Genomic DNA, 15,269 nt, shown 5'->3' on the forward strand with positions numbered 1-15,269 from the left:
CAGTCACCCTGGGACTGGAAGTAGAAGCCTTCCGCAAAGGGCGTGCGCCAGCTCCTCCGCGGTCTTCACGCGCCCCACAGCAACTGACCATCCCGTTTCTGGTGATATCGACCCTGTCAGAGCGACTCGGCGTAGTCCTTCAGGTGTGCCACTTGCTCGGGATCGAGTGAGGGCCGCACTTTCTCGCGTGCCTCGGCCACGTCGGCGGCGGTGACGTCGGCGGCGTCGATGTCGCGGCGCATCGCGGCCATCGCGGCTTCGCGTAGCAGCGCCGAGCAGTCGGCGGCCGAGTAGCCGTCGAGGTCGTCGGCGATGTCGTCGAGATCGACATCGTCGGCGAGAGGGACGGACTTGCCGGATGTCCGCAGGATCGCGCGGCGGGCGTCGCCGTCCGGCGGCGGCACGAACACAAGTCGTTCGAGCCGGCCGGGGCGCAGCAGTGCCGGGTCGATGAGGTCTGGCCGGTTGGTGGCGCCGAGAACCACCACGTCGCGAAGCGGTTCGACGCCGTCGAGTTCGGTCAGCAGCGCGGCCACCACCCGATCGGACACCCCGGAGTCGGAACTTTGACCACGTCGCGGGGCCAGGGCATCCAGTTCGTCGAGAAAGATCAGCGACGGTGCCGAATCGCGCGCTCGCTGGAACAGTTCGCGCACCGCCTTCTCGGACGAGCCCACCCACTTGTCCATCAGTTCGGCGCCTTTGACGGAATGCACACTCAGGTGTCCCGAACTTGCCAGTGCCCTCACGAGATACGTCTTGCCGCAGCCAGGCGGTCCGTAGAGCAGAACTCCTCGCGGGGGATCCACACCCAGTCGCGTGAACGAATCCGGGTGCTGCAGCGGCCACAGGACCGCCTCGGTCAGCGCCCGTTTGGTCTCCACCATGTCCCCGACGTCGTCGAGAGTGAGACTGCCGATCGCGAGTTCCTCGCTACCCGTTCGCGATAGTGGGCGGATGACGTCGAGGGCGCCGAGTAGGTCGTCCTGTGTCAGGGCCGGATCGGCCGGGTTCTTGATGGCACGCGAGGCGGCGCGCAGGGCCGCTTCCCGGCACAGCGCGGCGAGGTCGGCGACGACGAACCCCGGTGTGCGGGCGGCGACCGCGTCTAGGTACAGCGCGTCGGTGGGAACCTTTCGCAGGAGAAGTTCCAGGAGCGCCTTGCGGGTGGCGCCGACGGGCAGCGTGAGGGCGAGTTCACGGTCGCAGAGGTCTTGCCTGCGTAACCGGGTATCTATCGATTCGGGGTGCGCCGTCGTCGCAACGAACGCGACCCCGACAGTCTCGACGCCGCGGCGGAGTTGATCGACGATCAGTGCCGACACGGGTTCGGGGGTGGAAGGCAGCAGGGCGTCGATGTCGGTGATCAAGAGGACGCCGCCGGTGCGAATCGACTCCGCGGCCACCGTGACCCGCTGCAGCCGTGAATCGGCCTCCAGCGCGCCGACACTCGGTCCGTCGAGTTCCACGACCCGGTGCGAGGCAAGCGTCGAACGGGCGAAAGTCGCCTTGCCGACTCCCGCTGGCCCGGTCACCAGCACGCCCAGATGAGGTGAGGCACCCAGCTTCCGGAGTAGTTCGGGTTCGTCGAGCGCCAGCCCCAGCCACTCGGTGAGTTTGGCCGCCTGGGTGTGGGCGCCGATCAGGTCCTCGACCGGAACCGACGGCACCTCGGCGGTTTCGGCGGGAGTCGCGGAAGCGCCGGATCGTGATGTCGTGGGGGAGGTCGTGGCGCGCGCACCCTCGCCCCAGTAGACCGCGGTGTTGGGTTGGACGCTCACCGGACCACCGGTCGGATCGACCCCGGTCACAGTGAGTAACTCTGACGTCCAGGCGACACCGAACGTCCGCGAGAGAGCCTGGGTGGCAGGGAGGGTGCTCGTTCCCGGGCCGAGGTCGCGGGGGAGCAGCGACACGGTGTCGCCGACGGTGAGGACCTTGCCGAGCAGCGCCTGGCGCAGGGTGATATCGGAAACGGAGTTGACTGCCAGGTTCGAGCCGCTGACCGTCACGGTCTTCCCGCCGTAGACCGTCACCGGCGTCACGACGACGGTGCTGTTCTCGGACAGTCCTGCGTTGGACAGCGTCACGTCATCGAGGAGCGCAGTCCCGGTGGGAGTTCCGGACGGCGTTCGACCGGCGACCGCCGCGGTCCGGCGGGCGCCAACCAGCGAGATGGCGTCCCACTCGCGGATGCCGAGCGCGGCCAGGGCTTCCGGATGTAGCCGCACCACGCCACGTCGAGTGTCGGCGGCCGACGTGTTCAGTCGGACCGTGAGCGCGAGTTCCGGTGAGGTCACCCGTTGAGCCTACGTGCGGGGGTGCTCTATTGAGCTCGGGGCCGACGCAGTCCGAGTCGCGCCGCCGACCGCCGCCCGCGGGCGGCGGGATGACGGCGGATCGCGCGCCGCTCGGCGGGCTTGATGTCCCACGTCTCGGGTCGGGCGGCCACCCACCGCTTGGAACGGACCGCGAAGGGAATGTGCACGAGATACGCCGCGATGAGGGCGATCAACAGAATGTACGGGTAGGTCACCAGGGCCGCCGCCGCGAGCGCCACGAGGACGAGCAGACCTGCAGCCATGCGCGGGGGCACGGACACAGTCTTGAGTGCCAATGTGGGGACCCTGCTGACGATCAGGGCGGCGGTGAGCACTGTCCATGCCACGACGACGGGATACGACGACCACCAGCCCTCACCCCACTGGGCTGTAGCTGCCAGCGGGGTCAGCGCGACCAGCGCGCCGGCGGGCGCAGGCACACCGGTGAAGTACTCATTTTCGTAGCCGGGGATGTCGTCTTCGTCGAGCAGCGTGTTGAACCGCGCCAGTCGCAGCACGATGCTGACCGAGTAGATCAGCGCGATGATCCAGCCGAAGCTCTGACCGTCCAACAGTGTTACGTAAAGGATCAGGGCGGGGGCGACGCCGAACGAAATGGAATCGGCCAGCGAATCCAGTTCGGCACCCATCTTACTGGTGGCGTCGAGAAGTCGTGCGATCCGCCCGTCGAGGGAGTCGAGCACGGCGGCCGCACCGATCATGGCGAGTGCCCTGCCGAGGTCGCCGTCGAGTGCGAATTTGATGCCGGACAGTCCAGCGCAGAGGGCGAGGATCGTGACTACGCTCGGCAGCAGCCGAACCGCCTGTTGAGGCCTTCCCCGCCGTTGTCGGCTCGCGCTGGCGATCACGACAGTTGAGCGATGACGGTCTCGGCGCCGATCGTTCGCTGTCCACGCTCTGCGAGCAGCACGGTGCCCGCAGGGAAGTAGGTGTCGACACGGGAGCCGAAACGGATCAGGCCGTACGTGTCGCCGATCGGGAGAGCATCGCCGACCTCGGCGTCGCAGACGATCCTGCGGGCGAGCAGTCCGGCAATCTGCACGACCGCGATGTCGTGGCCGCCAGGTGTGCGCAGCAGCATGCTGTTGCGCTCGTTGACCTCACTGGCGTCGGCGAGGTCGGCCGAGAGGAACTGCCCGGGTCGGTGGACGACCTTCTGCACGACGCCGCCGACCGGGCTGCGTTGCACGTGCACGTCCAGCACGGATAGGAAGATGCTGACCCGGGGGAGCGGTTCGGTACCCATGTTCAGTTCGCTCGGCGGCACCGCCGTGTCGACGAGCGCGACCTCACCGTCGGCGGGTGCGACCACCACACCGATGCGGTTGGGTGGCACGCGGTGCGGATGCCGGAAGAAGGCGGCGCACGCTGCGGCGGAGGCGATCGCCCCACGACGGACCCAGGTGTGCTTGCGGCCGAGGACAGCCACACCCAGCGGGGCGAGTACAAAGGGCAGTCCAGCCGGATGGAGAGGTGGAACGGCTCCGCGGACGAGGTCGGCGATGTGACCTACCCCTGTGGTTTGCGGGGTTCCGGGTGGTGTGGGCTTGCGTGCCACGGGCTCCTCTTACTGTGTCGGACGGGCGTGCTGCCTTCGCATTGTGCGATAGCCCCCACAGATTACGTGAGCACTACCGACTGCAATGGCATCAGGGGAGAGTGCGCACCCGGGAGATCTGATGTGCGATCGGACTGTTGCCGGATGACGGTTGTCCACCCAGCGACTGCCCAGGCGGACTACTTGCGCTCGGCCTCCGACTTGATGCGGGCGAGCGTCGTGTTCATGCCGTTGACGAGATCGACCTCGAAGTCGTCATTGCCGCCCAAGACCGTCTTGACCAGGAACCGCGACACCTTCGACACCTCGGCCGGTATGTCGCGGCGCTCGGTGACCTTGGTTCCGCCGGCAATGGGCTCGAGTTCGTAAGACCAGACGGTGCCGTTCTCGAGGATGCGGAACGCGATCGTCTTGTTCGGCTGGAACTTCACGACCTTCGACCTGGTGGGCCAGACGAGGAAACCCTTGCGGTTGATGTTGAGGGTTCTCGTGCCTTCTTGGACGATTCCACCGAGGACGCGCATCTGGCGGCACTGAGGGCTCCACTCGCCCATCCTCTTCAGGTCGGACACGACCGCCCACACATCCTGCGGGGTCGCGTCGATATCGATATTCGCTTCGAGTGCGTTGGGCATCGGATGTCTCCAGTCAGGAAGGTGATACGGGCAGTAACAATTACTTCCGCGCCATCGTAGGCGCGACACACAATCGCGTGTGCGGCAGGTCACTCAACCCGCCCGGCGGACGATCCGCACCCCTTCCGCTATCTCGTCGAAAGCGGTGTAACCAAATGGGGAGGGTTGACGATGAGTTCATTGTGGACGAAAGTTTGCAGATGTAAGGAAAAGAGTTGTCCAGCTTATTTTCGGAAGTGATCTGTCGTGAATGTTCATTCGATCCTGCGGTGGGATCGTAGTTCGGTCCCTCTGCTCCAGTCGGCCCGCATGCAGGGCCGCCCGTCGAAGTGGCCGAGTGAAAAACTCGAACGCCTCCTGACGCCCTGCGAGATCGAGGAAGTTCTCCGAGGCAAGTAGTAGATCGATCCGCGCGGCCCGCGCCTTGGGGGCGCCTGATCCGACCGCTACCGCAGCGGGTCGAAATGCCGTATGACGCCGGGAACCTGGTCGCCGGTCATCGACTGGGCGATCATGCGACCGGTGAGCGGACCCAGGGCGACGCCCCACATTCCATGACCGCCCGCCACGTGGACGCGGGGCGAGCGGGTGGCACCGATGAGCGGAAGGCCGTCGGTGGTGCAGGGCCGGGACCCGACCCACTCCTCCTGACGTGAATCCCAGTCGATACCGGTGAACATGGGTTTCGCGGCCTCGACGATGGCTTGGACGCGCCGAGGGTCGAGAGGCGCATCGGGCCCGCGGAATTCCATCATTCCGGCGACGCGGAAACGGTCGTGCAGTGGAGTGCATGCCACCCGCTGGGTGGGGAAGTACACCGGGTTCTTCGGTATCTGGCGGGGTTGGACGCTGAAGCTGTAGCCGCGGCCGGCCTGAACGAGTGCCCGTACACCGAACGGCCGGGCGAGCGCGTTCAGCCTGGCACCGCTGGCGACGACGACGGAATCGGCGGTCACGGAATCGGCGGTACGCGACAACAGTCGGACACCGCGGCGTTCGCTGTCGCGGACCGCCGAGACGTCGAAGCCGGACACGATCTCGCCGCCGCGGTCCAGCACAGCGTCCGCAAGGGAATGCACGAAACGCGGCGGATCGATGAAGCGTTGGTTGCGCAGGCGGAGACCCGATCGGACACCGCCGCCGAGGCTCGGTTCGAGAGATCGGATCTCGTCTCCGTCGAGTCGGTCGTACTCGACTTCTCCGCCCGCGGCTTCGAGATGCCGGAACTCGTCGACGAGCAACTCCCGATCGTCGTTCGACTGGAACGCGGCGAGAAACGGGTCGGCCAGGTGCGTCTGCTCCCGCACGCCGCCGTCCGCGAGTTCGTCGTAGGAACCCAGCGACATCCGGTTCACCTCGGCGTACACCTTCATCGCGGACTCCCAGTGGGAGGCAGTGCAGTGCCTGGCGAAGCCGACGAGAAAACGCAAGAGGCGGACGTCGGTGGTGAACGGAACGTAGACGGGGGAGGACGGATTCAGCATCGCGCGCAGCCCGTACTTCAGAACCGCGGGTTCGGGCAGGGGCAGCGTCAGCGCCGGTGCCAGCCATCCCGCGTTGCCCCATGACGAGTCGCCCGCGACACCCTTTCGATCGACGACGGTGACGCGGACGCCACGCTCTTGAAGAAACCATGCCGTGGACAATCCGACGATGCCGGCGCCGACGATTGCGACGTGGTCCGGGTGTTTGGCTGCGCTCATGAGTCCATGATCGGTCGAGGACGGCGCTGGGGGAGTGGCCGCTTGGCCAGTGCAGGACAGGGACCCCAGTGCAATTGGACAGGGGGCCTCAGCGGTCCCGCAATCCGGCCAGTTTCAGATGCAACATCAGGATGAGCCGGGTGTCCGCATCGGTCAGGTCGACCTCGCATGAGTCGACGCAGCGCCGTAGCCGGTTCCGCAGCGTGTTGGGATGTACGTGCAGAGTGGCGGCCGCTGCGGCGACATCGCCGCCGCAGCGGAGGAAGGCGCTGGCTGTGGCCACCAGATCTGTACCGTGCTGGTCGTCGTGTCGGGCGAGTGCGGCGAGCGGGGTCAGAGCGCCCAGTCCGTCGAAGATGTCCGCTACGTGCAGCGCAAGCACCGAGCCGAGGCTCTCTCTCATGGTCCCGACGGCGCCGCCTGTTCGCGCGTGCTGGAGGGCGGTGAGTACGCGGTCGGCGTCCCCTTTCGATAGGTGCGCCTGACTGGCCGTGTTCACCTCGCGCCCGATCGCCACCACGAACGTGGGTCCGCTGCGAGAGCGCCCGAGGAAATCCTCGGCGAGGCGTCGGACATCCGTTTCGGATGCTGCGAGCACCACGTAGATGACGTCGTCGAACTGAGCGGCGACCGAATCGACCGCCAGCGCGTCGAGGTACAGGGAGAAGGAAGAAAGGCCTCCGGACGGCACCGATCGTCCGATCGCAACCGGGGCGGCGGCCGCGACCGTCAGTCGCCCCTCCATCCCAAGGGCCTCGGCGGCTCGGGAAGCGGGCTCTCCCCCGTTGATCAGCGTACGGACCCGATCGACCTGCACTCTGCGCGTCACGTCGCTTCGATCCCGCTCAGCCGCGATGTGTTCGGCGACGAAGGGGGCCGCTGACCGCAGGATCGATTCCTGCATGGGGGTTGGGACGGAGTTCATCGCCGCCCAGATGGACCCGACCGGCCGGTCGCCGTCGCGTACGGCGATCGCTGCGCGTGGCAGAACCTCGGGTAGGTGCAGGTCGACGTAGAGGACATCGGTGTCGCGATACAACCGCTCGAACACCCCGGCGTCGGTGAGTAGCTGCCGATACCGGCCCGGCACCTGCCGTTTGAGGATTGTGTCGATGCGGGCTTCGTCCACCGACTGCTCGCCAGTCGAATAGGCGAGCACCGTCGAATTCTCGTCTTCAATGGTGACCGGGGCGCCGATCAGTTCGGCGAGTGACTCCGCCACTGCGAACAGGTCCTCACTGCGCAGGTCCATGACCTGGAGCCTAATCTCTGGAGAGCCTGTGGGCGGGTCGGCCCGAATTGTCGAATTGCCCTGGCGGCTGCTCCCAGTACGGGGCATTGTTGTAGACATGGCGGCGGCGCTGGTCGAATCCGGGACGATGTCGGCGTGGCGTGCTGTCAGTCCAGGCCCCGTCTCGGGTCACCCACTGGAGTGGGGGCGTGAGGCGATCCCCGAGCCCCGCCCCGGCGAGTTGTTGGTCAGAGTGTTGGCGTGCGGTGTGTGCCGAACCGATCTCCACGTGACCGAGGGAGATCTCCCGGTGCACCGACCCCGGGTGATTCCAGGCCACGAGGTGGTCGGTGAGATTGCCGCACTGGGTGATTCGGTGTCCGGCGACTTCTCTACCGGGGATCGGGTGGGTATCGCGTGGCTGCGCTTCACCTGCGGACGCTGCGCGGCCTGCAGGCGGGGTGCCGAGAATCTGTGCAGGGAATCGCAGTACACGGGATGGGACGCCGACGGCGGATACGCGGAGTTCGCGACCGTGCCCGCCGACTATGCGCTGCGTCTGCCGGGCGGCTATACCGATAGCGAACTTGCGCCTCTGCTGTGCGCCGGGATCATCGGCTACCGCGCGCTCGAACGTGCCGTCGTGCCGGATCGCGGCGCGCTCGGGATCTACGGATTCGGCGGCAGTGCCCACCTCACAGCCCAGGTTGCGCTGGCCAGGGGTGCACGGGTCCACGTGATGACGCGGGGGGTAGAGGCCCGCGCGCTGGCGGAGCGACTCGGAGCGGTTTCCGTGCAGGCAGTGCGCGACGTGCCGCCCGAACCGCTCGACGCGGCGATTCTGTTCGCGCCGGTCGGAGATCTGGTGCCCACCGCAATGGAGGCGCTCGCAGACGGTGGCACTCTGGCGATTGCGGGAATCCACCTCAGCGACATTCCTCCGCTCGAATACCAGAAGCATCTGTTCCGGGAGCGACAGATCCGGAGTGTCACCGCCAATACACGCGCGGACTCGGTCGAATTCCTGCGCATCGCAGCGGAACGTCGGTTGACCATCGATATCCACCCTTATCCACTCGACCGGGCCGATTGCGCCTTGCGTGACTTGTCCGACGGAAATTTCAGTGGTGCAGCAGTTCTCGAGATGTAGAGGGACGAAAATGACTGGACGGGGTCACGTTCCCTGCCCGTCCCTGGTCTGTCGCGGATAGGCTCGACGTATGGCTGGCGTCGAGGGCGTTCTGCTCGATATCGACGGGGTACTGGTTACTTCGTGGCACCCGATCGACGGTGCTGCCGTCGCCGTGCGAGAGGTGCGTGACCGCGGCCTCGCGTGCGCCTACCTCACCAATACGACCTCGCGGACGTGCGACGAGATCGCGGATTCACTGCGCTCCGCAGGGATCGAGGCCGAATCCGGCGAGATCGTGACCGCGGCCCGGCTCACCGCGGAGTACGTACGGGCGACGTATCCGGGGTGGCGGGCCTGGGTCCTCAACAGCGGCGATGTTGCGGCTGACCTGTCCGGTATCGAGTTGGACGAAGACGACCCACAGGTGGTGATCCTCGGTGGGGCCGGCCCGGAATTCACCCACCGTGCGCTCAGTCGCGTGGTGGAGCTGATGCTCGACGGTGTCCCCGTCGTCGCGATGCACCGCGGCACTACCTGGGCGACCCGCGACGGGTTGCTCATCGACACCGGCACCTACCTCCCAGGGATGGAGGAGGTCGTGGGGACCAATGTCGTCTCGGTGGGTAAGCCGTCGCTCGCAGCGTTCCTCACCGCCACCGAACTGATGGGTACGGAACCCGATATGACCATGATGGTCGGCGACGACCTGACGGGCGATGTCCTGGCCGCACAACGGGTCGGACTCACCGGTGCGCTGGTGCGGACGGGCAAGTTTCGGCAGTCGGTTCTTGATCTTTCTCAACAGCGACCGGACCATGTCATCGACTCCGTCGCGCAACTCCCCAGGCTCCTCGACGAACTTGCCTGACCGCGGTGCGGGACTATCCGGACGAGAACAGGTAGTCTCGACGATTCCTCCAATTCGACGTTCCCAGAAGGAGCTTCCATGCTCGCTGTCTCCGCGCCCGCCGCCTCGGCAACTCGTACTCGCACCTCCTCACTGTTCGACCGGCGGCTTGTGCGTGCGGGAGCAGCAATGGCAGTGGGCCTCGGCATTGCGGCGGGAATCTCGGTTGCCGGTGGAGGCGTCGCCGCGGCCGCCCCAGTCATGTGCGTCTCCCCGCCATCCGACAACGACATCCAGGTGTCGGACACCGCCAGTTGCGGAGCCATGGCGAACGACGGCGGTCTCTCGCGTGCGTCGGCGATGGAAAGTGGTACGGCGGTGAGCGTTGCCAACGGTGAGGGTTCCTCCACCACCACCTACGCAAACGGCTTCGGAACCTCGCTCGGCACCTCGACGGGTTCGGGCCAGGCGTACGCGATCTCACTCGGCGGCGGCATCGCTCGTTCCGCTGCGAACGACGGCGCAACCACCGTCGCGATCGCCGGCTGGGGTTCTGGTGCGACAGTCGACTCCACTGGCGTCGACTGTGTCGGCGCGCTGTCTCTCGCATTCAATCTGAACACCGGTCAGTTCTGCGCGATGCGCTGATCGCACTGCCTGGCGGTTCCGTCCCGACCTTGCACTCACCTCGCTCGAGTGCTAAAAAGGCAGTTGGCACTCGCGACACGTGAGTGCCAGGTCGGGACGGTGAGACCGGGAACCACAGACACCCCTGGTCGTCCGTCGCGGGCACTGACCCCGGCCGCACGCGTAAATGGGGCGACCCGTCAAGCGGTCGTCCTGTGTGTCACCCCGAATCCGGAGGATCACTTCGCAATGGCCAAGATCATCGCGTTCGACGAAGAGGCTCGTCGCGGCCTCGAGCGGGGACTCAACGCCCTCGCCGACGCAGTCAAGGTGACGTTGGGACCCAAGGGTCGCAACGTCGTGCTCGAGAAGAAGTGGGGCGCCCCCACGATCACTAACGATGGTGTGTCCATCGCCAAGGAGATCGAGCTCGAGGACCCCTACGAAAAGATCGGTGCCGAGCTGGTCAAGGAGGTCGCCAAGAAGACTGACGACGTCGCCGGCGACGGAACCACCACCGCGACCGTTCTTGCCCAGGCTCTCGTCCGCGAGGGTCTGCGCAACGTTGCTGCCGGCGCTAACCCGCTCGGTCTCAAGCGCGGCATCGAGAAGGCCGTCGAGGCCGTCACCGCCAGGCTGCTCGACACCGCCAAGGAGATCGACACCAAGGAGCAGATCGCTGCTACCGCTGGTATCTCCGCGGGCGACCCGTCCATCGGTGAGCTCATCGCCGAGGCCATGGACAAGGTCGGCAAGGAAGGCGTCATCACGGTCGAGGAGTCCAACACCTTCGGCCTGCAGCTCGAGCTCACCGAGGGCATGCGCTTCGACAAGGGCTACATCTCGGCGTACTTCGCCACCGACGCAGAGCGTCAGGAAGCCGTCCTCGAGGACGCGTACATCCTGCTCGTGAGCTCCAAGATCTCGACCGTCAAGGACCTGCTGCCGCTGCTGGAGAAGGTCATCCAGTCGGGCAAGCCGTTGCTCATCATCGCCGAGGACGTCGAGGGCGAAGCCCTGTCCACGCTGGTGGTCAACAAGATCCGTGGCACGTTCAAGTCCGTAGCCGTCAAGGCTCCCGGCTTCGGTGACCGCCGCAAGGCGCAGCTCGCCGACATCGCCATCCTCACCGGTGGCGAGGTCGTCAGCGAAGAGGTCGGCCTCTCCCTGGAGACCGCCGGACTCGAGCTGCTCGGCCAGGCCCGCAAGGTCGTCATCACCAAGGACGAGACCACCATCGTCGAGGGCGCGGGCGACTCCGACGCCATCGCCGGTCGCGTGAGCCAGATCCGCGCCGAGATCGAGAACAGCGACTCGGACTACGACCGCGAGAAGCTGCAGGAGCGGCTGGCCAAGCTGGCCGGTGGCGTTGCAGTCATCAAGGCCGGCGCTGCCACCGAGGTGGAGCTCAAGGAGCGTAAGCACCGCATCGAAGATGCCGTGCGTAACGCCAAGGCTGCCGTCGAAGAGGGCATCGTCGCCGGTGGTGGCGTGGCTCTGCTGCAGGCCGCTCCCGTCCTGGACGACCTGAAGCTCGAGGGTGACGAGGCCACCGGCTCGAACATCGTTCGCGTCGCCCTCGAAGCACCGCTGAAGCAGATCGCGTTCAACGCAGGCCTCGAGCCCGGCGTCGTCGCCGAGAAGGTTCGCAACCTGCCCGCGGGTCACGGCCTCAACGCCTCGACCAACGAGTACGGCGACCTGCTCGAAGCCGGCATCAACGACCCGGTGAAGGTCACCCGCTCCGCGCTGCAGAACGCAGCGTCCATCGCGGCTCTGTTCCTCACCACCGAGGCCGTTGTCGCCGACAAGCCGGAGAAGGCCGGGGCGCCCGCGGGCGATCCGACCGGCGGCATGGGCGGTATGGACTTCTAAAGGCGGTTGCGCCTCCTGTGAGCGGCTGAGGAGTCCACGGACTCCCTCACCACGCACAGGCCCGAAGTGCCCGAAGAGGCCCGGGACACCTCATGGTGTCCCGGGCCTTTTCTTGTGTCTGAACTCGACTTCTGCTCATTTTGTTCAGTTGCTCAACTCATTTTCTCGTTCTGGTCACATGCCGACAAAATTCGTGTACAAAGAACCTATTCGTGTACAAGGAACGCTCGGCAACCATTCCGAACAACGGCTCTGGTTGGTTGCCGTGTAGGTACGACAGAACAGGGAAACGAAGTGAGTTACAGGCAAGAGCGGCGCAACGCGCACTGGACGGCGTTGGTAGCTCTGTCATCTGCTTCAGCGAAGGCTGTGCGACTACCGTGAAGACGGTCGAGGAGAAGGGCCTACGTTCCTGGCGAGGGCGTGGCGACCGATCGTCGATGCCGGGTCCATCGATGTCGAGTTCGGGGCGTCAATGCTGAGTCTCGCAATCGCGAACCCGTCGCTGAATCAGGGGATCGGAGCCAGCGTGGGGAACATCTGTGGTCCAGTCGGAGGCCTCGGCCGTGCCGAGAACGACCCGTTGGGCCACGGCGAGAAGCTTGCTAGTACAATCATGTTCATCTCATTCGACCCGGGACTTCCTGGCGGGCAGGGCATTCTGAATGCGCGGTCGATCGGCCGTGGGCCGGCACTGCCGGAGGATCAGGTGGGCAACGGGGAAGACCCACACGAATCGTCGCCGCGTCCTCGCCGTATCGATTGGGCTACGGATTGAGTCTAAGGAACATCACTTTCTCCAATCTGTCTCTGCAACAGTAGATCTGCGCATCTATTGATCCAGCTTGCGGACGACCAAGCTCTTGTGATGTCGAAAAGTTCTATGCACAAGGTGCCGGAAAATATTGCAGCAAAATAGTTTCCGATTGGTATACACTTTGGGCCAAGTTGATGATTTAATGTTATCGACGGTAACGGAGACGACGAATTCCGTTGCTGCGCTGCGACTACCAGGAGGATTCATGGGAAGCACCACCATCACCGAGGTCATTGAATTCATCTTCGGTCAGCTCAGTGGTTCTGTGGACCAATTCAGCTGATCGAACCGCTTCCCGGCGCTGCCGGGATGCACGTTTGACGAACTGGCGCACCTGCGTCCAAATGATGGAGGAAACAATGGGAAGCTTGGCTGGCGGCATCACCGCGATTTCATCAGTTTTTGAGGCGATCTTCGGGCTCGGAGGCGTGATTATCGCGGGGTCGATGGAGGACTCCTGACGAGCCGATAGACCTCGACTCGGCCGTGGTGGTGGACTTGTTTCAGGGCCACAGCAGAGTTGATCGCTTCGGCTGTTTCAGTGTCATGCCGGCATCACTGTAGACGCTGGTGTCAGCCGAACGAGATTGAATCGGCGGGGCGGGATGATAGCGCTCCTGCCTTGCCGATGATCATCCTTGGTGTGGCATAGGTCGGAAACTGCTGTAAAACAGTGGTTTTCGATCCATTGGCACACACCGCAGAAGGCGCGAACACGGCAATGGATACATGAATTCCGTTGCTGAAGATCAATCAATAGGAGGATACATGGGAAGCTTGACATCCGATCTCGTCACGTTCATCTTCGGGAGCCTCGAAGATTTCACGGTGTTCTTCAGCTGATCGAACTACCTTCCGGCGCCGCCGGGACGGATCTACAGACGGGCGCAGTGCGTCCAAGACCACGGAGGAAACTATGGGAGACGCGGAGTCGGGAAGCATCGACGCGGGCATGTTGAAAATCGTGCTGCAAATAATGCAGGGTATCTTCACAAGCTCTCTGTGATCCTGGCAAGCAGGTAGGGCCCGAAGCGCACTGTGCTCGTGGATTTTTTCCACGGCCGCAGTGCGCTTCAGTCATTCTTGTTTCGGTGTCTGAGTGTCTGGCCGGCATCAGCATCCACGCCGCTGGGTAGACGAGCGCGGCGGTGCCGCCCGTGACCGGTGCGCGATGACGGTCAGGGGACGGAAGAGATTGGCTTCGGTGGAGCCGAGTCGATGAAAAGACTATCGGGCACAGTTGCTGGAATCAATAGCGCATTTGTTGCCCGCTGTCTCTAATTCGTCTCTGCCATAAGCAGAGTGACTAATTCACTGCGCGTCTGCCCATAATGCCGTTGTCGTGCCGATGATGTATTGGGTGTGGTGCTTGCAATCTGTTGCAGAAGGTGGATTTCGATCGATCTTCTTCCCTCGATCACGGGACCCCGAGAGCGGTGCCACTACCTACCCGAGCGCTGCCTCACCCTAGTGGAACTTGCAGAACGCCTTGTCGGGGGTATGCTCTCGTCGTGTTTCGATTGTGAGGTCCTCCTGCGTCCAGCATTGGGCATCGGACTCTAGATAGGCACCGGGACCACCCGGGGAACCTGGTCATTTCAGAAAGCTGATCTAATGTATCGGAAAGTAACGGAATGTGAAGACCGCTGCTTGGAAACAACTGGCTAGCAGGAAGATTCATGGGAAGCGTACCTGACGCACTCGCGTTCGTCTTCGATCTGCTCACAGAGACGGTGAAGTTCTTCAGCTGATCAAACCACCTCTCGGCGCTATCGGGACGGACCTCTACCGAAGAGACGCACGATGCGTTCAAGTTCATGGAGAAACTGATGGGAAGCGCTGATATCTCGTCCGCGATCATCTCGGGAGCGAAAGTTGTTCTGATGATCTTGTCTGGTTTTCTCGTGGGTTCTCTGTGATCCAGGCGAGCGGATAGGGTTCGACACAGCCCGTTTCAGTGCTTCTGGTTTCACGGGTTTCAGTGACCTGCCGGCATCAGCATCCACGCTGCCAGATAGACGAGCGCAGCGGTGCCGACCGTGACCAGCGCGGCGACGACGGTCAGCAGTCGGATGAGATTCACGTCGGCACCCACGTATTCGGCGAGGCCGCCGCAGACTCCCGCGAACATCTTCTGGTTTCCGGATCGAGTGAACTGGCGGGGAGTGTTGCTGTCGAATGTCATGCTTGCAGTCTGGTCTGCGTGGCCAGTTCGCACATCGGGAGATACCCCGATCTCGACCCTGGTCTTTCGTCAGGGGTTTCCGTGTTCCGAGGTCGAGTTCCGCCGACCTCAGAACTGTGAAGGGCACAGGCCCGAGCGGACGTGATGTGCTCTCTGATTTGAATTTTCTGCGGCGCGTGGCTGTTGCAACTTCCGCGCCTCGTCCTGCACGGACCGCGAAGCGTCATGGAAGGCGTAGAGCGTTACCAATAATCGGCAATCGGGAGTTCAGCCCGGTTGCAATATCGGGTCAACAACATCCTCCTCGGGGTGGTCGA

The 15,269-nt window shown here is 64.3% G+C and carries 12 protein-coding genes; 5 read left to right on the top strand and 7 right to left on the bottom strand.

Annotated features, from left to right (window positions below; genetic code table 11):
• Nucleotides 1-116: 116 nt before the first annotated feature.
• From RM2_RS18495 to RM2_RS18520, 6 genes are all read right to left on the bottom strand, one after another.
• Nucleotides 117-2,300, bottom strand: coding sequence for an AAA family ATPase (locus tag RM2_RS18495; protein ID WP_072691004.1), 2,184 nt, complete (start codon nucleotides 2,298-2,300; stop codon nucleotides 117-119).
• Nucleotides 2,301-2,326: 26 nt separating this feature from the next.
• Nucleotides 2,327-3,190 (bottom strand): CDP-diacylglycerol--serine O-phosphatidyltransferase, encoded by an 864-nt coding sequence (gene pssA / locus RM2_RS18500; RefSeq protein WP_072691005.1) that lies wholly within the window; start codon nucleotides 3,188-3,190, stop codon nucleotides 2,327-2,329.
• On the bottom strand, nucleotides 3,187-3,900 hold the full coding sequence (locus RM2_RS18505; protein WP_072691006.1) for a phosphatidylserine decarboxylase: 714 nt from the start codon (nucleotides 3,898-3,900) through the stop codon (nucleotides 3,187-3,189). Before RM2_RS18505 ends, pssA begins: the two co-directional genes overlap by 4 nt.
• A gap of 179 nt (nucleotides 3,901-4,079) precedes the next feature.
• Entirely contained in the window at nucleotides 4,080-4,535 is a 456-nt protein-coding gene (locus RM2_RS18510; RefSeq protein ID WP_072691007.1) for an SRPBCC family protein, read from the bottom strand.
• 446 nt (nucleotides 4,536-4,981) lie between these two features.
• Nucleotides 4,982-6,238, bottom strand: a complete 1,257-nt coding sequence (locus RM2_RS18515; RefSeq protein ID WP_072691008.1) for an NAD(P)/FAD-dependent oxidoreductase — start codon at nucleotides 6,236-6,238, stop codon at nucleotides 4,982-4,984.
• 88 nt (nucleotides 6,239-6,326) lie between these two features.
• Nucleotides 6,327-7,490 carry a PucR family transcriptional regulator gene (locus RM2_RS18520; protein ID WP_072691009.1) on the bottom strand — a complete coding sequence of 388 codons (1,164 nt, stop codon included), beginning with the start codon at nucleotides 7,488-7,490 and terminating at the stop codon, nucleotides 6,327-6,329.
• Between the two features lie 127 nt (nucleotides 7,491-7,617).
• Between RM2_RS18520 and RM2_RS18525 the strand changes: the two genes are divergently transcribed.
• The 5 genes from RM2_RS18525 (at nucleotide 7,618) to RM2_RS18545 (ending at nucleotide 12,728) form a co-directional block, all read left to right on the top strand.
• Nucleotides 7,618-8,619: a zinc-binding alcohol dehydrogenase family protein gene (locus RM2_RS18525; RefSeq protein ID WP_072691023.1), complete on the top strand. Its 1,002-nt coding sequence runs from the start codon at nucleotides 7,618-7,620 to the stop codon at nucleotides 8,617-8,619.
• A 70-nt stretch (nucleotides 8,620-8,689) separates the two neighbouring features.
• Nucleotides 8,690-9,469 carry an HAD-IIA family hydrolase gene (locus RM2_RS18530; RefSeq protein WP_072691010.1) on the top strand — a complete coding sequence of 260 codons (780 nt, stop codon included), beginning with the start codon at nucleotides 8,690-8,692 and terminating at the stop codon, nucleotides 9,467-9,469.
• A gap of 78 nt (nucleotides 9,470-9,547) precedes the next feature.
• Nucleotides 9,548-10,096, top strand: a complete 549-nt coding sequence (locus RM2_RS18535) for a DUF6764 family protein (RefSeq protein ID WP_072691011.1) — start codon at nucleotides 9,548-9,550, stop codon at nucleotides 10,094-10,096.
• Nucleotides 10,097-10,324: 228 nt separating this feature from the next.
• The gene (groL, locus tag RM2_RS18540; RefSeq protein ID WP_072691012.1) at nucleotides 10,325-11,950 is read left to right on the top strand and encodes a chaperonin GroEL; all 1,626 of its coding nucleotides are present in this window, start codon (nucleotides 10,325-10,327) and stop codon (nucleotides 11,948-11,950) included.
• A 475-nt stretch (nucleotides 11,951-12,425) separates the two neighbouring features.
• On the top strand, nucleotides 12,426-12,728 hold the full coding sequence (locus RM2_RS18545) for a hypothetical protein (RefSeq protein ID WP_072691013.1): 303 nt from the start codon (nucleotides 12,426-12,428) through the stop codon (nucleotides 12,726-12,728).
• Between the two features lie 2,017 nt (nucleotides 12,729-14,745).
• On the opposite strand, the gene RM2_RS18550 is transcribed toward RM2_RS18545, so the two are convergent.
• Nucleotides 14,746-14,952 carry a PspC domain-containing protein gene (locus tag RM2_RS18550; RefSeq protein WP_072691014.1) on the bottom strand — a complete coding sequence of 69 codons (207 nt, stop codon included), beginning with the start codon at nucleotides 14,950-14,952 and terminating at the stop codon, nucleotides 14,746-14,748.
• Nucleotides 14,953-15,269: the final 317 nt, after the last annotated feature.

Origin of the sequence: Rhodococcus marinonascens NBRC 14363 (assembly GCF_001894885.1) — a bacterium.
Lineage (GTDB): Bacteria > Actinomycetota > Actinomycetes > Mycobacteriales > Mycobacteriaceae > Rhodococcus_F > Rhodococcus_F marinonascens.